The organism is Mycobacterium sp. IDUB_3 (assembly GCF_055419585.1).
In genome coordinates this window covers 133,384-155,228 of record NZ_JBVAXZ010000002.1, presented here as the reverse complement: position 1 = coordinate 155,228, position 21,845 = coordinate 133,384, and the positions used below count along the sequence as shown (strand labels likewise).

At 65.0% G+C, this 21,845-nt stretch carries 21 protein-coding genes; 6 read left to right on the top strand and 15 right to left on the bottom strand.

Translation table 11 applies throughout. The features are described from left to right. Window positions 1–69: 69 nt before the first annotated feature. A complete protein-coding gene (locus tag ACZYVJ_RS21565) occupies window positions 70–1,176 on the top strand; it encodes an iron-siderophore ABC transporter substrate-binding protein (protein ID WP_463833232.1) in 1,107 nt (368 codons plus the stop codon). A gap of 117 nt (window positions 1,177–1,293) precedes the next feature. Continuing rightward, on the top strand, window positions 1,294–2,334 hold the full coding sequence (locus ACZYVJ_RS21560) for an NAD(P)-dependent alcohol dehydrogenase (RefSeq protein ID WP_463833231.1): 1,041 nt from the start codon (window positions 1,294–1,296) through the stop codon (window positions 2,332–2,334). Between the two features lie 21 nt (window positions 2,335–2,355). On the opposite strand, the gene ACZYVJ_RS21555 is transcribed toward ACZYVJ_RS21560, so the two are convergent. Both ACZYVJ_RS21555 and nrdF read right to left on the bottom strand, forming a co-directional pair. Then, window positions 2,356–2,781 (bottom strand): DUF3349 domain-containing protein, encoded by a 426-nt coding sequence (locus tag ACZYVJ_RS21555; protein WP_463833230.1) that lies wholly within the window; start codon window positions 2,779–2,781, stop codon window positions 2,356–2,358. Window positions 2,782–2,882: 101 nt separating this feature from the next. Further along, complete coding sequence (gene nrdF / locus ACZYVJ_RS21550) at window positions 2,883–3,857, bottom strand: class 1b ribonucleoside-diphosphate reductase subunit beta (RefSeq protein WP_463833229.1); 975 nt, start codon at window positions 3,855–3,857, stop codon at window positions 2,883–2,885. A gap of 195 nt (window positions 3,858–4,052) precedes the next feature. Here nrdF and ACZYVJ_RS21545 point away from each other — a divergent pair, with 195 nt between their 5' ends. Together ACZYVJ_RS21545 and ACZYVJ_RS21540 are read left to right on the top strand one after the other, a co-directional pair. Continuing rightward, window positions 4,053–4,499 (top strand): SRPBCC family protein, encoded by a 447-nt coding sequence (locus ACZYVJ_RS21545; protein ID WP_463833228.1) that lies wholly within the window; start codon window positions 4,053–4,055, stop codon window positions 4,497–4,499. Continuing rightward, window positions 4,483–5,028 (top strand): TetR/AcrR family transcriptional regulator, encoded by a 546-nt coding sequence (locus tag ACZYVJ_RS21540; protein WP_463833227.1) that lies wholly within the window; start codon window positions 4,483–4,485, stop codon window positions 5,026–5,028. The genes ACZYVJ_RS21545 and ACZYVJ_RS21540 overlap by 17 nt, the downstream gene beginning before the upstream one ends. Here ACZYVJ_RS21540 and ACZYVJ_RS21535 read toward each other — a convergent pair. Continuing rightward, window positions 5,000–5,572: a TetR/AcrR family transcriptional regulator gene (locus ACZYVJ_RS21535; RefSeq protein WP_463833226.1), complete on the bottom strand. Its 573-nt coding sequence runs from the start codon at window positions 5,570–5,572 to the stop codon at window positions 5,000–5,002. The genes ACZYVJ_RS21540 and ACZYVJ_RS21535 overlap by 29 nt on opposite strands. Before the next feature lie 101 nt (window positions 5,573–5,673). Between ACZYVJ_RS21535 and ACZYVJ_RS21530 the strand changes: the two genes are divergently transcribed. Further along, window positions 5,674–6,594: an SDR family NAD(P)-dependent oxidoreductase gene (locus ACZYVJ_RS21530; RefSeq protein ID WP_463833225.1), complete on the top strand. Its 921-nt coding sequence runs from the start codon at window positions 5,674–5,676 to the stop codon at window positions 6,592–6,594. Here the strand turns inward: ACZYVJ_RS21530 and ACZYVJ_RS21525 are convergent. The 4 genes from ACZYVJ_RS21525 to ACZYVJ_RS21510 form a co-directional block, all read right to left on the bottom strand. Then, window positions 6,591–8,129: a flavin-containing monooxygenase gene (locus ACZYVJ_RS21525; RefSeq protein ID WP_463833224.1), complete on the bottom strand. Its 1,539-nt coding sequence runs from the start codon at window positions 8,127–8,129 to the stop codon at window positions 6,591–6,593. The genes ACZYVJ_RS21530 and ACZYVJ_RS21525 overlap by 4 nt on opposite strands. Before the next feature lie 154 nt (window positions 8,130–8,283). Then, complete coding sequence (locus ACZYVJ_RS21520; RefSeq protein WP_463833223.1) at window positions 8,284–9,012, bottom strand: TetR/AcrR family transcriptional regulator; 729 nt, start codon at window positions 9,010–9,012, stop codon at window positions 8,284–8,286. Window positions 9,013–9,105: 93 nt separating this feature from the next. After that, on the bottom strand, window positions 9,106–10,080 hold the full coding sequence (locus tag ACZYVJ_RS21515) for a helix-turn-helix transcriptional regulator (protein WP_463833222.1): 975 nt from the start codon (window positions 10,078–10,080) through the stop codon (window positions 9,106–9,108). Further along, window positions 10,077–10,358, bottom strand: a complete 282-nt coding sequence (locus tag ACZYVJ_RS21510) for a hypothetical protein (protein WP_463833221.1) — start codon at window positions 10,356–10,358, stop codon at window positions 10,077–10,079. The genes ACZYVJ_RS21515 and ACZYVJ_RS21510 overlap by 4 nt, the downstream gene beginning before the upstream one ends. Before the next feature lie 255 nt (window positions 10,359–10,613). Here ACZYVJ_RS21510 and ACZYVJ_RS21505 point away from each other — a divergent pair, with 255 nt between their 5' ends. Then, on the top strand, window positions 10,614–11,420 hold the full coding sequence (locus ACZYVJ_RS21505; protein ID WP_463833220.1) for an alpha/beta fold hydrolase: 807 nt from the start codon (window positions 10,614–10,616) through the stop codon (window positions 11,418–11,420). On the opposite strand, the gene ACZYVJ_RS21500 is transcribed toward ACZYVJ_RS21505, so the two are convergent. The 8 genes from ACZYVJ_RS21500 to ACZYVJ_RS21465 all read right to left on the bottom strand — a co-directional run bounded on the left by ACZYVJ_RS21500 (window position 11,398) and on the right by ACZYVJ_RS21465 (window position 21,699). After that, the gene (locus ACZYVJ_RS21500; RefSeq protein WP_463833219.1) at window positions 11,398–12,321 is read right to left on the bottom strand and encodes an NADP-dependent oxidoreductase; all 924 of its coding nucleotides are present in this window, start codon (window positions 12,319–12,321) and stop codon (window positions 11,398–11,400) included. The genes ACZYVJ_RS21505 and ACZYVJ_RS21500 overlap by 23 nt on opposite strands. Before the next feature lie 115 nt (window positions 12,322–12,436). Continuing rightward, on the bottom strand, window positions 12,437–15,295 hold the full coding sequence (locus ACZYVJ_RS21495; RefSeq protein ID WP_463833218.1) for an MMPL/RND family transporter: 2,859 nt from the start codon (window positions 15,293–15,295) through the stop codon (window positions 12,437–12,439). Next, entirely contained in the window at window positions 15,292–15,735 is a 444-nt protein-coding gene (locus ACZYVJ_RS21490; protein ID WP_463833217.1) for an MmpS family transport accessory protein, read from the bottom strand. The genes ACZYVJ_RS21495 and ACZYVJ_RS21490 overlap by 4 nt, the downstream gene beginning before the upstream one ends. Before the next feature lie 110 nt (window positions 15,736–15,845). Continuing rightward, window positions 15,846–16,745, bottom strand: a complete 900-nt coding sequence (locus ACZYVJ_RS21485) for an SAM-dependent methyltransferase (RefSeq protein ID WP_463833216.1) — start codon at window positions 16,743–16,745, stop codon at window positions 15,846–15,848. Window positions 16,746–16,967: 222 nt separating this feature from the next. After that, the gene (locus tag ACZYVJ_RS21480; protein ID WP_463833215.1) at window positions 16,968–18,446 is read right to left on the bottom strand and encodes an FAD-binding protein; all 1,479 of its coding nucleotides are present in this window, start codon (window positions 18,444–18,446) and stop codon (window positions 16,968–16,970) included. Window positions 18,447–18,844: 398 nt separating this feature from the next. Continuing rightward, complete coding sequence (nrdE, locus tag ACZYVJ_RS21475; RefSeq protein ID WP_463833214.1) at window positions 18,845–21,010, bottom strand: class 1b ribonucleoside-diphosphate reductase subunit alpha; 2,166 nt, start codon at window positions 21,008–21,010, stop codon at window positions 18,845–18,847. Further along, complete coding sequence (nrdI, locus tag ACZYVJ_RS21470; RefSeq protein WP_463833213.1) at window positions 20,980–21,432, bottom strand: class Ib ribonucleoside-diphosphate reductase assembly flavoprotein NrdI; 453 nt, start codon at window positions 21,430–21,432, stop codon at window positions 20,980–20,982. Before nrdI ends, nrdE begins: the two co-directional genes overlap by 31 nt. A 27-nt stretch (window positions 21,433–21,459) precedes the next feature. Then, a complete protein-coding gene (locus tag ACZYVJ_RS21465) occupies window positions 21,460–21,699 on the bottom strand; it encodes a redoxin NrdH (protein WP_064877378.1) in 240 nt (79 codons plus the stop codon). Between the last annotated feature and the right edge of the window lie 146 nt (window positions 21,700–21,845).

The window sequence follows — 21,845 nt, the reverse complement described above, 5'->3', positions numbered from 1 at the left end:
GGCGACCCGCTTCGCCCGGCTACGCCGCGCTCGCGATCGCCACGCTGGCCGGATGTTAGCGTCTGACGCGTGTTGTTCGGCGTGATCAGACCCGCCCGGCTGGCCGCGGCGACCGCGGTGACGGCGACACTCGTGCTGGCGTCCAGCGGCTGCGGATCCGACAAGCCCACCGGCCAGACGTCGACCCGTCCCCTGGTCACCCCCACCACCCAGATCGCGGGCGCCGGCGTGCTCGGAAACGACCGCCGGCCAGATGACTCGTGCGCGCACGACGCCGCCGAGGCCGATGCGGGTTCGGCGAAACGGCAAGTCCACAATGCGGCGGGCGTCAACCCGGACGTCGCGCAGGTGCCCGCCGACCCGCAGCGCATCGTGGTGCTCTCCGGCGACCAGCTCGACGCGGTGTGCGTGCTGGGCTTGCAGGCACGGGTGGTCGGCGCGGCGTTGCCGGACGGGTCCTCCAGTCAGCCCGCCTATCTGGGCGGTGCGGTGCACGGCCTGCCCGGAGTCGGCACCCGCTCGCACCCGGACCTGAAGGCGATCGCGAGCGCCCACCCTGACCTGATCCTGGGGTCGCAGGGATTGACGCCGACGCTGTATCCGCAGCTGACCGCGATCGCGCCAACGGTGTTCACGGCCGCACCGGGCGCGGCGTGGCAGGACAACCTGCGCGCCGTCGGGGCCGCCACCGGCCGCACCGCCGCGGTGGACGGGTTGATCAGCGGCTTTTCCCAGCGAACGACCGACATCGGCGCGCGGCATGACGCGTCGCACTATCAGGCCTCGATCGTGCAGCTGACGACCGGCACCATCCGGGTGTACGGCGCCAACAACTTCCCGGCCAGCGTGCTCGGTGCGGTCGGCGTGGACCGGCCGGCGTCCCAGCGGTTCACCGACAAGCCCTACATCGAGATCGGGGCCAGCGACGTGGACCTGGCGAAGAATCCGGACTTCTCGATCGCCGACGCCGACGTGGTGTACGTGTCCTGCGCCTCCCCGGCCGCCGCCGACCGGGCCGCCACCATCCTGGACAGCAACCCGTGGCGCAGGCTGTCCGCCAACCGCGACAACCGGGTCTACGTCGTCAACGACGAGATCTGGCAAACCGGCGAGGGCCTGATCGCGGCCCGCGGCATCGTCGACGACCTGCGCCTGGTGAACGCCCCGATCAACTGACGGGGGCCCGCAAAACGCGTCGATTGTCACAACGTGATGTTCGCCCCGTCCGATGGCGGAAGAACTCTTACCTTAGCTAAACTTCTTGACGACGCATCGAATCGAAGAGGGATTTTCATGAGCACAGTTTCGGCGTACGCCGCCACCTCGCCGACGGCACCGCTGACCAAGACCACCATCGAGCGGCGCGACCCGGGTCCGCACGACGTGACGATCGACATCAAGTTCGCCGGAATCTGCCACTCCGACATCCACACCGCCAAAGGCGAATGGGGCACACCGCATTACCCGCTGGTCGTAGGCCACGAGATCGCCGGCGTCGTGACCGCGGTCGGCTCCGAGGTCACCAAGCACAAAGTGGGCGACCACGTCGGCGTCGGCTGCATGGTGAACTCCTGCGGCCAGTGCAACAGCTGCAAGGCCGGCCTCGAGCAGTACTGCAGCCGGGGCACCACCTTCACCTACAACGCCACCGACAGGGACGGCACCACGACGCAGGGCGGCTACAGCCAGGCGATCGTCGTCGACGAGAACTTCGTCCTGCGCATCCCCGACTCGCTGCCGCTGGACAAGGCGGCGCCGCTGCTGTGCGCCGGCATCACGCTGTTCTCGCCGCTGCGGCACTGGAAGGCCGGCAAGGACACCCGCCTGGCGATCATCGGCCTTGGCGGGCTGGGTCACATGGGCGTCAAGCTCGGCGCGGCGATGGGTGCCGAGGTGACGGTGCTGTCGCAGTCGCTGAAGAAGATGGAGGACGGGCTGCGGCTGGGCGCCAAGCACTACTACGCCACCGCCGAGCGGGAGACCTTCAAGAAGCTGCGCAACAGCTTCGACCTGATCCTCAACACCGTCTCGGCGAACCTGAACCTCGACGACTATCTGAGCCTGCTCGACGTCGACGGCACGCTCGTCGAACTGGGCATTCCCGAGCACCCGATGGAGGTGGGGGCGTTCTCGCTGGCGCTGGCGCGCCGCAGCCTGTCCGGGTCGAACATCGGCGGCATCGCCGAGACCCAGGAGATGCTGGACTTCTGTGCCGAGCACAACGTGACGCCGGAGATCGAGCTCATCGAGCCCGACTACATCAACGAAGCCTACGAGCGGGTGCTGGCCAGCGACGTGCGCTACCGCTTCGTCATCGACATCTCGAAGCTGTAGGGCGCAGGGGCGCTAATGCGCCTAGCGGGGAAGGCCCGGAGCGCCCTCGGAAGCGGCGCTGCGCGCGGCGATCTCGGCGGCCTCGCCCCACTCGTCGCCGGGGATCACCTCGCTGACGTCGATGCCGGCCAGCGGCCATCCGACGGCGGCCAGCGTGGCGGCCACCCGGATGATGTTCTCCGGCCCGGCGTCGTAGTGCGTCATGTCGGAGATGAAATGGGCGATCTCGTCACCGTCGATCACACCGTCGGCGATCGCCGGCGATCCGTCCGCGGTGATGTTGTGCACCACCTCGGCGATCTGCTCTTCGGTCAGCGGGGTGCTGCGCAGCAGCGCCAGCAGCGGCACCCGGTCGGGCCCGGGGACGCCCTCGGGGTAGCCGGCGCGCAGCCAGCGCAGCACTGATCGGCAGAAGTTGGTAGTGGCAGAGGCGGCGGTATTCGTCACCCCACCAGTGTCAGGGCAGCCGTATCACCCGCGCCAGCGGGCGATAGCGCCATGCCGACAATTCATGCGTCGTTCACGAAGTGCTCAGTACGATGGCGCTGCTAGAAGTCCCAGTCCTCGTCTTCGGTGTTGACGGCCTTGCCGATCACGTACGAGGAGCCCGAGCCGGAGAAGAAGTCGTGGTTTTCGTCCGCGTTGGGTGACAGGGCCGACAGGATCGCCGGGTTCACGTCGGTCTCGTCGCGCGGGAACAGCGCCTCGTAGCCGAGATTCATCAGCGCCTTGTTGGCGTTGTAGCGCAGGAACTTCTTGACGTCCTCGGTCAGCCCGACCTCGTCGTAGAGATCCTGGGTGTACTCCACCTCGTTGTCGTAGAGCTCGAAGAGCAGTTCGTAGGTGTAGTCCTTGAGCTCCTGCTTGCGCGCGTCGTCGACCAGGGCCAGGCCGCGCTGGTATTTGTAGCCGATGTAGTAGCCGTGCACGGCCTCGTCGCGGATGATCAGCCGGATCATGTCGGCGGTGTTGGTCAGCTTGGCCCGGCTCGACCAGTACATCGGCAGGTAGAAGCCGGAGTAGAACAGGAAGCTCTCGAGCAGAGTCGAGGCGACCTTGCGCTTGAGCGGCTCGTCGCCCTTGTAGTACTGCATGACGATCTCGGCCTTGCGCTGCAGGTTGGGGTTCTCCTCCGACCAGCGGAAGGCGTCGTCGATCTCGGCGGTCGAGCACAGCGTGGAGAAGATGTTGCTGTAGCTGCGCGCGTGCACCGACTCCATGAACGCGATATTGGTGTAGACGGCCTCTTCGTGCGGCGTGAGCGCATCGGGGATCAGGCTGACCGCGCCGACGGTGCCCTGGATGGTGTCCAGCAGCGTCAGGCCGGTGAACACCCGCATGGTCATCTGCTTCTCGTGGGCGGTCAGGGTTCCCCACGACGGCAGGTCGTTGGACACCGGCACCTTCTCGGGCAGCCAGAAGTTTCCGGTCAACCGGTCCCAGACCTCGGCGTCCTTCTCGTCCTGCAGCCGGTTCCAGTTGATCGCCGAAACGCGGTCGATCAGCTTCATGTTTTCGCTCACCAGAACCCCACTTCACACACCGTTTTGCCGGATGAATCCCAGGCTCCAGACACTACCCCTGGGGTACGACAAGCAACGGCAACACAACAACTTGTGTTTACGTGTCGCGAACGTGTCCGGCCGCCACCGGATTCAATCCAACTCCAGTATTGCGCGTTGCCCAGTATTGCGCGTTGAACATGTACCATTTGGTACATGTTCACCGAAGACAGCGTTGAGATCGACGCACCACCCCAACTCGTCTGGGAGGTCTTCACCGACGTCGAGCGCTGGCCCGAGTGGACCGCGTCGGTGACTTCCCTTGTCGGCCTTGATGGTTCGGGCCTTGCCGCGGGCAGACGGTTCGCGATCAAGCAGCCCGGCATGTCGAAGCTGGTCTGGAAGGTCACCGAGATCACTCCCGGTAGGTCATGGACCTGGGTGCAGAGCTCTCCCGGGGCGCGGGTAACCGCCCGGCACGACGTCATCGCCCAGCCCGGCGGCCGCACGCTGGTGCGCCAGCAACTCGACCAGGGCGGCGCACTGGGCGCCCTCGTCGGGCGACTGATGGCCAAGAAGACCAAACGCTTCCTGCAACTCGAGGCCCAGGGCCTCAAGGCCCGAGCCGAGCAGCTCAGCCGCGCCGATGGCGCGCACTCCTGACACGGAGCGGCGCCGGCAACTCCTCGATGCGCTGGTAGCCGAGTTCGCCACGGGCGGCATCGGCGACCGGTCGCTGCGCGAGGTCGCCGCCGCCGTCGGCACCAGCCACCGAATGCTGTTGCACCACTTCGGTTCTCGCGAAGATCTGCTCGTGGCGATCGTCGAGGAGGTCGAGCGACGCCAGATGGGGCTGCTGTCCGCATTGCCGACCGACCCGGCCGGGGGCTTCGCCGCGATGTGGGCCGACCTCCGCCGGCCCGAACTGCGCGAATTCGAGCGCTTGTTCTTCGAGTGCTACGCCCGCGCCGCAGCCGGCGAAAAGCCTTTTGCCCGAATGCTTCCCGGCGCCGTCGAGAACTGGCTCGCCGAGGTCGACGCTGTCGCCGAGGGTCCGGTCGACCCCGCGCTCGCCCGGCTGGGGCTCGCGGTCACCCGCGGCCTGCTGCTGGATCTCGTTGCGACCAATGACGAGGCCGGCGTGGACGCGGCTGCGCAGGCTTTCATTCGGCTTTTGGCAGCACCGAGATGAGCGTGTCGACGAGTTCCTCGGCGCTGGTGTGCCACTTGTCCAGATCCATGTGGCCACTCAAGTCCAAGCCCGTGATGCCGTGCGCGCTCGTCAAAATGAGCGCCCCATAGCGCGAGGCCTCCCGCGGACCGGTGATACGCCCCACCATCTCCAGGAACAGTCCCTGCGTGCGTTCGGCCACCTGCATCGCCGCGGTCGGGTCGCCCGCCGGCGGAGTGAACATCAGGCGATAGAGATGAGGCCGGGTGCGGCCGATGGCGATCAGCGACAGCAGGGCCGACCGCAGACATTCCTCGGGCGAGCCTTCGCTGCCGGCCAACGCCTCGAGTGCGTCACCCAATTCGCGCAACGCGTTGGTGGCCAGCTCGGCGAGCAGGGATTCTTTGTCGGCGAAGTGGCGATACGCCGCCGAGCGCGACACGCCGCTGCGGGCACCCACCTCGCGCAGCGTCACCGCCTCGACGCCTCCGAGGTCGAGCAGCGCCCCCGCCGCCTCGACCAACGAACGACGCGTGGCCGCCGCACTCTCGGATCGTGTCGTCACCCGCAGAGCATAAGCCGGTCTTGGGTTGACAATGTCAACTCAACTGCTAGTTTGAGATGACAGCGTCAACTTAAATCCAACGCCCTCGATTGGGGACCACCATGATGTCGTCGAATCGCGCCACCTGCAATGAGCTGATCGTCGTGACCGGTGCCTCGACGGGCATTGGCGCGGCGAGCGCTCGAGAACTGGCCCACAAGGGTTTTCACGTGCTGGCCGGTGTGCGTCGCGAGGTGGACGCCGACGCGCTGCGCGCAGACGGTATCGAGCCGTACATCCTGGACATCACGATGCAATCGGACGTGGCCGCGATCGCCGACCGCGTCGCGCGCGATCCGCAGCGCCGCCCCCTGCGCGCGCTGATCAACAATGCCGGGATCGCGGTCAATTCCCCGGTCGAAACACTGCCGATAGACCAGTGGCGCAGGCAGTTCGAGGTAAATCTGTTCGGCCACATCGCGATGACCCAGGCGCTGCTGCCGGCCCTGCTGCTCAGCTCGGGCACCGTCGTCAATATCAGCTCCGTCGGCGGCAAGGTGGTTTTGCCGACGTACGGCGCATATGCCGGTTCGAAGTTCGCCCTGGAGGCCGCCAGCGACGCGTTGCGGCGTGAGGTCTCAGGGCTCGGCATCAAGGTGGTCGTCGTCGAACCCGGCGCGGTCAAAACCGAAATGGCCGAGCGCGGAATCACCACCGCGGAGGGACTGATGGCGAACCTGACCGATGCCCAACTCGCCCGCTACGGCGATCTCATCGCGGCCGTCACGGCCCAAGCCCGGTCGTTCGGCGAGGATGGCGTTTCGGCCGAACACGCCGCGAAAGTGATCGCCAAGGCCGCGACCGCATCGCGGCCCCGCACTCGCTACACCATCGGACGCGATGCCGCGATCCTGGTGCGGATCAACCGCCTGGTGTCCGACCGGGTCCTGGACCGCATCATGCGGCAGAACCTGCGATCCTTCGCTGAAAAGTCGCCGTCGAGCGAAACCCGAACCGCCGCAACGACTTCGCTCGCTGGCTAGGCCGTCGCGCGGCTGCCCATGTTCACGCCGTAGAACTGGTATTCGTCCGGCTTGACCGAGCGGGTCGCCCGCCAGTACTCCCAGGTGTAGCCGCCCCAGAGCACGGTGTTCTTGCCGTGCTCGTCCAGATACCAGCTGCTGCAGCCGCCGCTGTTCCACACCGAAGGGCCCAGCCTGCGCTGCAGCTCGTCGTTGAACTCGTCCTGGGCGGCGCGGGTCGGCGCCAGCGCCTGGGCGCCCAGCTTGTCACAGGTCGCGATCGCGTCTGCGACATAACGGATCTGGGATTCGATCATGAACACCACCGAGTTGTGCCCCAGCCCCGTGTTGGGGCCGAGCAGGAAGAACAGGTTGGGCACGTCGGCGATGGTGATCCCACGGTGCGCGCCGATGCCCTCGCGGTTCCACCGGTCCACCAGGTCCTCGCCGTGCAGGCCCTTGATCTGGACGTAGGTGTAGGAGTCGGTGACGTGGAAACCCGTGGCGTACACGATCACGTCGGCCTGCCGGTGGGTGCCGTCGGCGGTGGCGATGCCGTCGGCGGTGATTCGCGAGATGTGGTCGGTGACCAGTTCGGTCTTCGGGTCGGCGACCGCGCCGTAATAGGTGGAGGAATTCAGGATTCGCTTGCACCCGATGCGGTAGTTCGGGATCAGCTTGCGCCGCAACTCCTTGTCCTTGACGGCCCGGCGAATGTTGTACTTGCAGTACGCCTCGATGAACTTGAGCAGGTTCGGCCGCTTGGTCATGCCGAAGGCCAGCGCCTCCTGCCCCCAGTAGATCGCGAGGCGCACCAGCGCGCGCAGGCCCGGCACGTTCTCCATGGCCCGGCGCACCGCCGGCGGGATCTCGGGGTTGGAGCGCGGCACCACCCACGGCGGAGTGCGTTGGTAGAGCTGAAGTTCGGCGACCTGCCCGACGATCTCCGGCACGATCTGGATCGCGCTGGCGCCGGTCCCGATCACCGCCACCCGCTTGCCGGTCAGGTCGACGCTGTGGTCCCACTCCGCGGAATGGAAAGCGGCGCCACGGAATTCGTCGCGGCCTTCGATGTCGGGCATGGACGGGATGTGCAGCGCGCCGGCACCCGAGATCAGGAATTGCGCGACGTACTCGCGCCCGTCGGCGGTGAACACGTGCCAGCGGTTGTCGTCGTCGTCCCAGTGCGCACGATCCACCAGCGAGTTGAACTCGACGTAGCGGCGCAGCCCGTACTTCTCGGTGACGCCCTTGAGGTAGTCCCAGATCTCGGGCTGATAGGAGAACGGGTTCTTCCAGTCCGGCTTGGGCTCGAACGAGAACGAGTACAGGTGCGACGGGATGTCGCACGCGCACCCCGGATAGCTGTTGTCTCGCCAGGTGCCGCCGATGTCGCCGGCCTTTTCCAGGATGACGAAGCCGACGCCCTGCTTCTGCAGCGCGATTGCCATGCCCAGGCCGGAGAACCCGGTCCCGATGATGACGGCGCGCGTATGCACCGGCTTGTGGGCGCTGGCCTCCGGCAGTGTGTCGGTTTGTGTCACGACTTCGGTCACGGTCGATCGGTCCTTCTATCCAGGCCTGTCTCGGGTCGGCGTTAGCCGGCGTCTTCGGCTGCGGCCCCCGGCTGACGCAGATACCCAGTACCCAGGGTATCGGTTTGGACGAGTGTTATCGATGGCCGCGGCGATTGTCAACGCCGCGGCCCGCTCACCCCGCCGCCGGCTTAACGGTCGCCATGTCGTGAATCGGCAGGTCAGGGTCCATCGTGATGCCCAGCGCCTCGGCGGTGCCGACGATTACCCCCATCATGATGGTCGTCAGGTGCGCGACGAACTGCTCACGCGACATCAGGCGGGGGCTTTCCGGCTCGGGGCCCAGCCACCACTCGGTGGCCGACGCGGCACAGCCGAACGCCGCGTGCCCGGCCAGCTCCACCGCCGCGTGGTCGAGCTCCATCTCGCGGAGCTCGTTGTCGAACATGTCGGCCACGGCCAGGGTGATGCCGCGTCCCTCGTCGAGGATCTGCGGGCTGGCGGCCGAGCGGCCCTGGATGAACACTCGCAGCACGTTGGGGTGCTTGTCGACCAGGACCACGTACTCCTCGACGCTGCGCCGGATCACCTCGCGGGCCGAGTCGGTTTTCAGGTCGATGGACGCGAAGATCGCCGCCCACAGCATGTCGCGCAGCCGCTCCCCGATCGCCTGGAACAGGTCGGACTTGTCGTGAAAGTGCCGGTAGATCTTGGGTTTGGCGGTGCCGGCCTCTTCGGCGATTTCTCGCACGGACAGTTCGGGGCCGAGGCGATCGATGGCGCGGAAGGCCGCGTCGACGATTTCGCTGCGCACTTTTTTGCGGTGCTCGCGCCAGCGTTCGGTGCGCGCGTCGACCTTGGCCCCAGGCTTCACGCTGGGGTGCGGTCGGGGAATTCTCACCACGTGAAGCACCTTACCTCGTCGCGGCTTCTGACCTGGGCAGACTTCCCGTTCCTCGCGGCGCGGCGTTGCGATGCCCTTGTCCAGGCCGCGTCGCTACGGCCCGCGCAGTACTTCCCTCGGCGAGCGGCCGAATTCCCGTCGGTAGTCGGCCGCGAACCGGCCGAGATTGGAGAACCCCCAGCGGTATGCGACGGCTGCCACGGTGGTCCCGTCCTCGACAGATGACCGCCGCAGCTCCGCGTGCGCCCGAGCAAGTCGGATCGACTTCAGATACGCCATCGGAGTCGTGTCCAGTTGCTTACGGAAGGCTTCCTGAAGGGCACGAGTGCTCAACCGCGCGGCAGCCGCCACGTCGCTGATCCGGACGTCCTCGGCCGCGGCGTCCTCGAGGTAGGCGATCGCACGCCGCACCGCCGGCGGCCGAACGGCACCGCTGGGGCCCGCGTCGGCAGTGTGAATAAACCCGGGGTAGGCCTCGACGATGCTCGCTACCAACATCCGAGACATCTGCGCCGATACCAATGACTTCGATGCCAGCAGCCCGTTCGGCCCGGCGTTGCGGAGCAAGAATCTCATCACGTTCGCAACAGCCAACGTTCCCGGCCTGCACGGCTGCCAGCTCGTCGGGACCCGGACCGGCGTCGGCTCAGTCGCACCGGTGAACTCGGCAACCGTCGCTTCGAATTCGGTACGCGGAATGCGCACATGAAAAATGTTGCAGTTTTCCTCCCACCGCAGCCGAAATGCCGTGTGGGCGTCCAGCACGACGAAACCGCCGGGCAACACGACCCGCTCCCCGTCGTCCGCCCCGGCCACGAATCGCCCGCTGATCTGCTGGGACACCAAGACGAAGTCGTCGAATGTCGACGACTCGAGCACCGTGGTGGCCGAACCGTACGACAGGGAGTAAACGCCGAGCCCGCTGCCGCCGCCTTCGGCATGCCGCGCGCGAAACGCCGACACACGCCCCCGGACGGTGAGGCGATGGGGACAGTAGACAGCCCCGATCTGGGTGCGCGCGTCTTCCGGATCCGTGGTGTCGGTCCGGATGCGCAATCCGTCGATCATGAGGCGGTGGCCCGTTCGCGGATCTGCACCGCCGTCTCCAGCATTTGCGCAGTGCTGGTGAACCAGTCCTGCAAATTGAGATCCACGATGAGCTCGGTGGCGCGTTTGGCGATGCGCTGCAACGCTTTCGAACTGGTTCCACGGCCCAGGCTATGGCCGCCGCTGATCTGATCGGTCGTGGCGAGCGCCTTGGCGAGTTGGACCGGAGTGTGCGGTGCATCGGCCGCCTCGGCTGCCCGTGCCGCTTCGACCAGATCGTGTTCCAGGTCGACTCCCAATCTCTGGGGCAGGCGAAGTCCAAGTCTCATTCGGTACCTTCCATCGAGTCGTGACGCTCGCGGAAAAGAACAACCATTGCGCGCCGCCAATGCCGTCGATGGCCAGAATTGTCCTTTTCTGTGGAGCGGATGGCGCATTGTGAGTGGTGCGGCTACTACCAGAGTGGTTCGCAGTCAACGGATTTGGGGCATGGCGGTTTCTGTGGGTAACATGACGCGTTTGTCAACTGGGAACGGACCCGGGGCGGCGTTGCAATGAACATGACAACGGTGATTTCTCCCGACGGGACCTGCATCGGCTATCAATCCGTGGGTGCCGGTCCGCCGCTGCTGCTGGTCCACGGCAGTACCGGCACGCGTGCTCGCTGGTCCTCGGTGACACCGGTGCTGGCACAGCGCTACACCGTCCACGCGATGGACCGCCGCGGTCGGGGACTGAGCACCATCGAGGTCGAGCCCTACAGCCTGAGCCGGGAAGCCGAGGATGTGGCGGCCGTCGCTCAGGCCGTCGGCGGAGGCGTTTATGCCGTCGGGCATTCCTACGGGGCGCTGGCGGTCCTGGAAGCGGCCCTGATCACACCCGCGTTCCGCCGGATCATGCTGTACGAGCCGCCAATACCGTCGCCAGGCCTTGACGTCGGGTCGCCGGAGGGCCTCGCACGCATCACCGCGATGTCGGACCCGCGCGAAATACTCGAAGCGTTCTACATCGAAACCCTGCACCTCCCCCAGCCGGCCGTCAAAGACCTTGTCAATCGCGAGTTTCCGTATCTGGCCGACTCGATCGGGCACACCGCCGGCCGCGAACTCGCGGCGGCCCGCAACTACCGCGCCACCGAGCGGCTGGCCGAGATCACCGTGCCGGTGCGTATGTTGTTCGGCACCCAGAGCCCCGCATATTTCCGGGCGGCCGCCACGGCAGTAGCCGACCTAATACCGGGCGCGACGGTCGCCGAGTTGCGCGGCCAAGGGCACCAGGCGGTCGACTACGACCCGCAACAATTCGTCCGGGCAGTACTGGATTTCGACTCGGGCTCGGCTAGCCCGCTTCGGCGACAGTGACGATGGTCTTGCCGCCGCCACGACGCGCCGGGTCGAATGCCGACGCAGCTTCGCTGAGTGCACATACCGTTTTGACGACCGGGCACAGTCGACCGTTGCGAACCCTGCTTTCCAGCACGGTAAGGGCTTTCCGGTCGGGTTCGACGACGAAAAAGACAGAGCGCCCGTGCTCGGGTTGAACCCGCGGTGGCTCGGCGATGGTGATCAGCGCCCCGCCCGGGCGCACCAATTGCGCCGAGCGATCGAGGATTTCACCACCGATTACGTCAAAGACCACGTCGACCGTGCCGGCCTCCTCGAGGCGATCGGATCGCAGGTCCAGGAAACTGTCGGCCCCGAGGCCCAGCACCGCGTCCCGGTGCTCAGCGCGCCCGCTCCCGATCACGCACGCGCCGGCGTCGCGAGCAAGTTGTACCACCAGGGAACCGACGGCACCGGCGGCGCCATGAACCAGAACGGTCTGGCCGGCGACAAGGTGCGCATGAGCGAACAGCCCCTGCCATGCGGTCAGTCCGGGCAATGCCAGCGCGGCAGCCACCACGTGGTCGACGTCTGCCGATAACGGCGCGAGATTTCGGGCCTCCACCGCGACGTACTCCGCAAGCGAGCCGTCACGGGCCCAGTCGGTGATCCCAAAAACCCGCTGTCCGACGGTCAGTCCGGTGGTGCCGTAACCTAATTCGGCAACAACCCCGGAGACTTCATGCCCTGGAATGACGGGCGTGCGATCGCGCCCGGAGCGGTCGGTCCACGTGGCCGGCCAGTCGAGCTCGCCCGGGGTGAAGCTGGCGGCATGCACGCGGACAACGACGTCGTTTTCGGCGGCATGCGGGTAGGGCGCCTCGGCCAGAGCGAGTCCACGGAAACCGGCGGCGCGGTCGCGCGCGATGATCGCCTGCATAGTCGTGTCACTTCCTATCCACTTCGTTGAATCACGCCACTAACGTTTGCACCTCCGCGGTGCGATCACCAGGGCCATCGAGCCATGCGGTCCATAAAACGCGACACGGCGCCGGTCACCGGACGCCCGCGTATTCGACCGGCGCTGCCCGGCCGACGGCACGCGCCGGTCGGGCGCGAATCAGGCGGGGCCACCAGAAGAATGGCCCGAGCAGGCGGGCGAGGGCGGGCGTGATGAACGAACGGACAATCAGCGTGTCGAGCAGCAGACCGATCCCGATCGTGGATCCCATTTCACCGACCGAGACCAGCTTGCCGGACACCATCGCCATCATCGTGACGGCGAACACCAGGCCGGCGGTGGTGACCACTTTGCCGGAGTTGGCGACCGCTCTGATCAGGCCGGTGTTCAAGCCCGCCTTGCTTTCCTCCAGATAGCGGGCGATGAGCAGCAGGTTGTAGTCCGAGCCGACCGCCACCAGGATGATGAAGGTGAGCGGCAGGCCCAGCCAGCTGATCGGGACGCCGAGCAGGTGCTGCCAGATCAGGACCGACAGACCGAACGCTCCCGAATACGAAAACGCTACGGTTCCGATTATGACCAGCGCCGCGATCATGCTCCGGGTGATGAGCAGCATCACCAGGAAAATCAACGCGAACGCCGCGGTGGCCGCGATGATCAGGTCGGTTGCGGCCGCATCCTGGATATCCCAGTACGTCGTCGCGGCGCCGCCGAGGTAGACATGGGCGCCGGCGAGCGTGGTGCCTTTCAATGCCTCCTCGGCGGCGGGCAGATAGACCTGGTCGTGGCGGATGCCGCTTTCCGTGAGTGCTTCGCCGTCGTGGTAGACCATGTATCGAGCGGCTTTGCCGTCGGGGGACATGAAGAATTTCAGATCGATGCGAAACGACGGATTGTTGAACGCATCTGGTGGTAGATAGAAGAATTCGTCGTTCTTCGCACTGTCGAACGCATAGCCCAGATCCATCATCTGCCGGCTCAGCTCGTCCAACTGGGCCAGCTGGGGCGCAATCGTACTGTGCTCGGCCATGATCACCTGGTGTAGCTGCTCGAGCTGGTCGACGTTGCGGCCGAGGAGTTCGACCAGCTGCGGCATCACCGAGTCCTGAATCATCGCAGCCTTCAGGTTCTTGTCCATTTGCTCGTCCAGCTGGTCGAACTTGTCCGTCAGCTCGAATAGCGAACGCAGCGACCAGCAGAGAGGGATGTCGAAACAGTGCTTCTCCCAATAGAAGTAGCTGCGGATCGGTCGCCAGACATCGTCGAAGTCGGCGATGTTGTCGCGCATCGCGTCGGTGACGTCCTTCATGCCCTGGGCCGCTTCGGCGGCCATATGAGCCGCGCCGGCCTGTTGAGACGTCAATTCTTTCTGATGGCGCATCAGCCCCGTCATGCGTTCGGTGATGCCGGCCATCTCGGTGAGCCGAGTGTTGAGGTCGGTCAGGAACGGCAGGATCTCCTTGATCTTCGTTCCCATCGAGCCCATGGTGTATGTGAACGACGAATGTTCGAGCGGAGTCCCCAGCGGCCTGGTGACGCTCTGGATCAATCCCACACCGGGAGTGTGAAACACACTGCGGGCCACTCGGTCCAACGCGATCATGTCCGTGCTGTTACGCATATCGTGGTCGGATTCGACCATCAGCATGTCACCGTTGAGCCTGCTGGCCGGGAAGTGCCTGTCGGCCGCGGCATATCCGAGCTTCGACGGGCTGTCATCGGAGATGTATATCCGGTCGTCGTAGTTGGGATGGTAGGTGGGAAGCGTGAGCGCTCCCACCAGCACCACCACGCAGCTGGCCAGCAGGACCCGGCCGGGCCACCGGACCGTGACCGTGCCGACTTTGCGCCAAATCCCGGATCCGCCTTTGCGTTTCGGCTCGAAGATTCCCACGCGGCTGCCCAATGCCAGCACAGCCGGACCGAAGGTCAAGGCGGCCGCCACTGCGGTGAGCATAGCTACAGCGCAGGGGATCCCACAGGTATTGAAGTAGTTGAGGCGGGTGAACTTGAGGCAGAACGTTGCGCCGGCGACCGCGAGACCAGATCCGAGGATGACGTGGGAGACGCCGCTCACGGCGGAATAGTAAGCGGTTTCCCGGTCTTCACCCGCGTGGCGTGCTTCGTGGTAGCGGCCGATCAGAAAGATCGCGTAATCGGTACCCGCACCGAGGATCAGGGAGACCAAAAGGTTCGACGCGAACTCGGATATCCCGATGAGCTTGTGGAAGGCGAGGAAGGAGACTATGCCCCGCCCGCAGTTCAACTCCAGCATCACCATGAACAGCACGAGGAGCGCGGTCGTGATCGAGCGGTAGACGACCAGCAGCATCACGGATATGAGAACGATGGTGACGAACATGATCATGATCAGGCTCTCGTTACCGGCTTCGAGCATGTCCGCCGACAGCGGTGCCGAGCCCGAGACATAGATTTTCAGCCCGGGCGGGGTTCTGGTCTGCGAGACCAAGTCTCGCACCGCCTTGATTGATTCGTCCGACACCGCCGAGCCGAGATTGCCAGCAGTCCGAACCAGCGTGTAGGACGCCTTTCCGTCGTTACTCTGCACCCCGGCGGCGGTTGTTCCCTGCCCCCACAGATTCATGACGTATTGAACGTGCTTGTCTCGCTGCAGTTTTGCGATCAGGCCGTCGTAGAAGTGGTGGTCGGCTTCGTCGAGCTTGCGATCGCCTTCCAACACGACCATCACCAGGCTGTTGCTGTCCGACTCGTTGAACATTTCCCCGATGTGGATGAGCGCCCGCGACGAGGGCGCATCGACCGGGACGAGCGGTCCCCGGTTCGCTTCGGTGACGGGTTCCAGCTGCGGGACGGCCACGTTGAGCACGACCATGAGCCCGACCCACGCCACAACCACGGGCACGGCGAACCTGCGGATGGTTCGCGCAAGGAAGGGTTTGCGCCCGTTGATGTCGACGCCGTTGTGCCTCATGCGGACAGCACCTGGCACCAGACCCCGGCGTGCTCACCCGTGGCGGTGTGTTCGGAACGCACCTGGCCGTCGACGATGATGCGACAGCCGACATTGCCTCCGGCGACCTGCGCGGTGATGTCGGCGGTCGCGGTCGTCAACACCGTGACTTCGGTATGCGTCCAGGGCAACGTCGCCAGGTCGACGCCGATTGCGTGCGAGTTCACGTCCCAATAGCTGACCCGCCCCCACCCGCCCAACTCGCCGAACACGTCGTATTCGATGTGTTTGGGATTGAACTGAGCTATCGAAAATTTGTCGCCCGGGCTCCGGGTTCGGTCCTGGGAACCGAAGATCCTGTGCGCGGAATCGATGACGCACCCCGCCAAGACGGCGACGATGGCCACCAGGGTAGGCAGCCATAGCTTGTTGACCAGTCGCCGGCGTGCAGACGCGACCATGACGATGACCCTCCTCGGGCACTCACAACGAAAATCTCGAAACAGATGGACCACCGTGGCCGCATGAGCGATGGGTGGTCGGGACGATGGAGTTGAGCCGCCGCAGGACTCTAAATGCGCACTCCGCTCAGCATCCGCGTGAAACTCAACTCGACTAAGCCGTCGGCCGTGGGAGCGGGCCGTCCGGCCGCGTTGAAGACGTCGGCGATCTCAGCACTGCGCGTCGTCCAGCCCCGTTCGGCCAGATACTTGGCGGCGTCTGTGTGCTGTCCGGCGAAAGTCACACTGCGCAGGTCGATCTCGGGGTCCAACTGATTCCATACCGCGTGGCGTTTTCTCAGAATTTCGCCGAGGGCATCGGTTCTGGGGTTCTCGACGTAATCCGCCCCAAGTTGGCTACCAGGAGCACTCAAATTGGTGATCGCGTCGAGAATCTGGTCGTGTCCCTCCGGCGGGAGATATCCGATGAGAAGGCCCTCGACGATCCAGACGGTCGGCTGCGTGTCGTCGAAACCGTCTTGCCGCAACGCTGTCGACCAGTCCTGACGCAGATCGATGCCCAAGCAATGGTGCCCTTCGGCAGGTGCCCAGCCCAAGCCGGTCAAGACGCGCCGCTTCCACTCGATGACCTGGGGTTGATCGATCTCGTAGATGGCCGTCGCCGGCGGCCAGTCCAATCGGTAAGCCCGACAATCCAGTCCAGAGGCCAGAATCACCGCTTGGCGGATGCCGGCTCGGCACGCTTCGCGGGCAAAGTCATCGAGGGTTCTGGTTCGCACGCCGAAGTAGTCCGGCATCCAGTCGGCTTCGAGGTCCGAGAAATTGATTGCGTCGTCGACAATTTGGGTGAACAGTTTCAGTCCGACCGCCCTGACCAACACTTCGGCGAACGGGTCACGGATCACCGGATCGGGTTGCCTACTGGCGACCGCCCGCGCCGCAGCGACCAGTGTGGCGGTCGCGCCCACCCCCGTCTTGAGGTCCCAACTATCATCATGGGTCCGTGGCATTGTTCGCCCCCTTGAATCACCTTGCGCCTGAACGAGTCACCCTCGTTCAGGTCGCTTTCTGGTGCAAAGTTAGGGCTACGACGGCAGCCGGTCTACCCGAATGGCGCGGTCGATAGCCGGAAAGCGCGGAGAGCTAGGTTCGACGCTCACAGCGCGTGATACCGCGCGCAGGGAAAGTCGATGCAGATGCATCGCGATCCAGGCAGCCAATTGACGCCCAAATCACGAACCAGAGCCCGGGTCAAACGCATTGGGACAGTGGGAGTGTGGACCCGCCTGGTGCAGCCGACTGTCCGTCCGGGCAGCCGGCACCACGTTGTGGTTGAAGCGGAACATGTTGGACGGGTCGTACATCTTCTTCACGTGCGCCAGGCGCTCGTAGCACTCCGGACCGTAGATCGCGACGGCGTCGGCCGCTTCTTCCGGAGCAAGGTTGTTCACCAGCCGCCGGTCGGCCTGCCAGGCTGCCATCCCGTCGAGCAACGCAGCGACCGACTCCTTGAGCCGCCGTTCCTCTGACAGCGGACCGACCTCGACGCCCAGCAAGACATACGGCAGACCTCGGGTCGCTACGGCGTTGGGCACCACCGGCTCCCGGTCCCAGGCTCCGCCAAGGGCACGCAGTTCGGCGATCCACATAGTGGTTCGGGAGTTCGGGCCGACGAGTTCCACCAGCCTGTCCTGCGATTCCGCGGGGAATGCCCGCAGCATGATGCTGCGCTCGTAGTAGGGCAATGGTTCGGTCGGCTCGGCGTGGATCGATGCGGCTGCCGTGTACGGCATGTCCGCTACGGTGTCCAGGACGGTCGGCGCGACTGCCCGCAGCGGCGCGATCATCCGTTCGCCGTCCTCGGCCGTGCCGTTGTAGGCGATCCGCAGCGCCACCGTGAACACGCCGCGCAGCGGCTCGGGGATTTCGGGCAGCGGCGGTAGTCGTAGGGCCGCGAACGACGAGATCATGGATTCCGGTGTGTTCGGGTGCCAGGCAGTCCAGGCGCGCAGCACCTCGGTCATGTGCTCCCCCGGGAAGTAGATGGCGCCGCCGTAGATGTGGGAAACCGGGAACAACGCAAATTCCAGCCTGGTGACCACGCCGAAGTTGCCTTTGCCACCGCGTAGCGCCCAAAACAGCTCGGGATCGGATTCGGCGTCGACATGCCGCAATTCGCCGTCTGCCGTCACCAAGTCGAGCGAGCGCACGTGGTCCGCGGCGTAGCCGTGGGAGCGGCCGAGGGTCGGGCTGAGCCCGCCGCCCAGGGTGTAACCGGCGACCCCTACCGTGGGGTTCGACCCGTTCAACGGTGCCAGCCCAGCCTCGGCTGCCTTCTGGACCACTTCCGCCCATATCGCCCCGGCGCCGACCCCGGCCGTCCGGCCGACAGCGTCGATCTCGACGTCGTTCATCCGGCGGGTATTGATCAGAACGGCGCCCTCTGCCGTGCCGACGATTTGGTGGCCGGTGGCCTTCACCGCAACCGGGCGATGCTGTCTCGCCGCGAAAGCAACGGCCGCCTCGACATCGGTCGGGCGCTGCGCCACCACGATCACAGCGGGCTTGAGCTCGTGGTTGAGGTTAAAGACGGCGCGTTCGTCGTCATATCCCACGTCATCCGGCAGCAGAACCGAACCCGACACCGCCGCAACCAGGGCTGCGACATCCTCCGGCTGGACGGGCAAGAGATGGGAACAACCGAAATCCACGGCCTACATCCTCTTTTCGTAGTGCGATCGGGGCGGGGCGGATACCACGGAAGGGACCGTCGAGCCGAAGGTGTTCGGGACGGTCACCTGACGGCTGGGGTTCCGGTCGGCACGACTGTCGATCGGTCCAAATGGGCTTGCGGGCTTACGAGCCGCCGTTTTGCAGCAGCCACTGTCTGCTGCAAAGTTAGGGATACCGCCACCACCGGTCTACCCAGATAGCGCGGCGCTTGTCCGCAGAGCGCGGACAACCAAGCCCACGCCGCTTCTGGTACGACGACGAAACCGTCGGGGCGACGAGAAACATCGAGCCGCACCGGCCCTGCGACTCGGGCAGCAGGTATCCGCGGGGAAGTGTTATCCCGCGATCAGCGTCGGCGATGCGAAGCCCGCGTGTCCTACAGCATGCAGGAGACGCAGCCCTCGACCTCGGTGCCTTCCAGCGCCATCTGGCGTAGCCGGATGTAGTACAGCGTCTTGATTCCCTTGCGCCAGGCGTAGATCTGCGCCTTGTTGACGTCGCGGGTGGTGGCGGTGTCCTTGAAGAACAGCGTCAGCGACAGCCCCTGGTCCACGTGCTGGGTGGCCGCGGCGTAGGTGTCGATGATCTTCTCGTAGCCGATCTCGTAGGCGTCCTGGTAGTACTCCAGGTTGTCGTTGGTCAGATACGGCGCCGGGTAGTAGACGCGCCCGATCTTGCCTTCCTTACGGATCTCGATCTTGCTCGCCACCGGGTGGATCGAGCTGGTCGAGTGGTTGATGTAGCTGATCGACCCCGTTGGCGGGACGGCCTGCAGGTTCTGGTTGTAGATGCCATGCTGCTGCACGGACTCCTTGAGCCGCTGCCAATCCTCTTGCGTCGGAATGCGAATGCCCGCCTCGGCGAAGATCTCCCGCACCCGCGGGGTGGTCGGCTCCCACACCCGCTGGGTGTACTTGTCGAAGAACTCACCCGAGGCGTACTTCGACTTCTCGAAGCCGCCGAACTTGCTGCCCCGCTCGATCGCAATGCGATTCGACGCGCGCAGCGCGTGGTAGAGCACGGTGTAGAAGTAGATGTTGGTGAAGTCGACGCCTTCTTCGGAGCCATAGTGGATGCGCTCACGGGCCAGGTAGCCGTGCAGGTTCATCTGGCCGAGACCGATCGCGTGGGACTCGTTGTTGCCCTGCTCGATTGAGGGCACCGAGGTGATGTGGGTCTGATCGCTGACCGCGGTCAGCGCGCGGATCGCGACCTCGATGGTCTGCGCGAAGTCGGGCGAGTCCATCGCCTTGGCGATGTTCAGCGAGCCCAAGTTGCACGAAATGTCCTTGCCCACTTTGGCATACGACAAGTCGTCGTTAAACACCGACGGCGTGGACACCTGCAGGATCTCCGAGCACAGGTTCGAATGGGTGATCTTGCCAGCGATCGGGTTGGCCCGGTTCACCGTGTCCTCGTACATGATGTACGGGTAGCCGGATTCGAACTGCAGCTCGGCCAGCGTCTGGAAGAACTCGCGCGCCTTGATCTTGGTCTTGCGGATGCGGGCGTCGTCGACCATCTCGTAGTACTTCTCGGTGACCGAGATGTCGGCGAACGGCAGGCCGTAGACACGCTCGACGTCATACGGCGAGAACAGGTACATGTCCTCGTTCTTCTTGGCCAGCTCGAAGGTGATGTCGGGAATCACCACGCCCAGGCTCAGAGTCTTGATGCGGATCTTCTCATCGGCGTTCTCGCGCTTGGTGTCCAGGAACCGGTAGATGTCCGGGTGATGCGCGTGCAGGTACACCGCGCCCGCGCCCTGCCGGGCCCCGAGCTGGTTGGCGTACGAGAACGAGTCTTCGAGCAGCTTCATGATCGGGATGACGCCCGAGCTCTGGTTCTCGATGTTCTTGATCGGGGCGCCGTGCTCGCGAATGTTGCTCAGCAGCAACGCGACTCCCCCGCCGCGCTTGGACAGCTGCAGCGCGGAGTTGATCGATCGCCCGATCGACTCCATGTTGTCCTCGATGCGCAGCAGAAAGCAGCTCACCGGCTCGCCGCGCTGCTTCTTGCCAGAGTTCAGAAAAGTCGGGGTGGCCGGCTGGAACCGTCCGTCGATGATCTCGTCGACGAGCTTCTCGGCCAGGACGGTGTCACCGGCGGCCAGCGTCAGCGCGACCATGACGACGCGGTCCTCGAAGCGCTCCAGGTAGCGCTTCCCGTCGAACGTCTTCAGCGTGTAGGAGGTGTAGTACTTGAACGCGCCCAGGAACGTCGGGAACCGGAACTTCTTGGCGTAGGCGCGGTCCAGCAGCGTCTTGACGAAGTTGCGGCTGTACTGGTCGAGAACCTCACGCTCGTAATAGTTCTCCTTGATCAGGTAGTCGAGCTTCTCGTCCTGATTGTGGAAGAACACCGTGTTCTGGTTGACGTGCTGCAAGAAGTACTGATGCGCGGCCTCGCGGTCCTTGTCGAACTGAATCTTGCCGTCCGCGTCGTAGAGATTCAGCATCGCGTTGAGCGCGTGATAATCCGTCTCCCCCGGCAACGCGTGGGCTCCGGTGGTTACAGGCTCTGCAGCGACGGTTGGTGACACGTCTGTTCCTTCCAGAAATTGGCTAAGCCCGCGCGGACGGCATCCACGTCGTCCTGGGTTCCCATTAGTTCGAAGCGGTAGAGGTACGGAACGCCGCACTTGCGCGAGATCACGTCGCCCGCGTAGGCGAATTCGGCGCCGAAGTTGTTGTTGCCCGCGGCGATGACGCCGCGGATCAACGACCGGTTGTGCTCATTGTTCAAGAAGGCGATGACCTGCTTGGGGACGTAACCGCCGGCGTTGAGGTCGGGCGTGGCCCGGCCGCCGCCGTAGGTGGGCAGGATGAGGACGTAGGGTTGGTCTACCTCGATGCGGCCATGCAGCGGTATCCGCGTGGCGGGGATCCCCAGCTTCTCGACGAAGCGGTGGGTGTTCTCCGACACCGAGGAGAAATAGACCAGACCTGGGTTGCGCGACTGCACCGCAACCTCCTTACCTAACGTCTTGCCTTACGCGCTCAGTTCCGCCGCGGACAGCGCCTTGATGCGGTCCGGCCGGAAACCCGACCAGTGGTCGTTGCCCGCCACCACCACGGGTGCCTGCAGGTATCCCAGGGCCATCACGTAGTCACGCGCCTCGGCGTCCAGCGAGATGTCGACCTTCTCGTAGGCGATGCCCTGCTTGTCCAGCGCCTTGTAGGTGGCGCTGCACTGCACACATGCCGGCTTGGTGTACACGGTGATGCTCATAGAATGCCGCTCCTTTGCGGAAGAGGGGGACCCAACGGACTGGCAACTACTTTTGGACTGCGTCTTTGCTATGTTCAGCGATCCGTCAGGCTCCCTGATTCCCGTCGTGCGGCGGTCAAGGTCGAGCGACCTGTGAGTGCCGATTT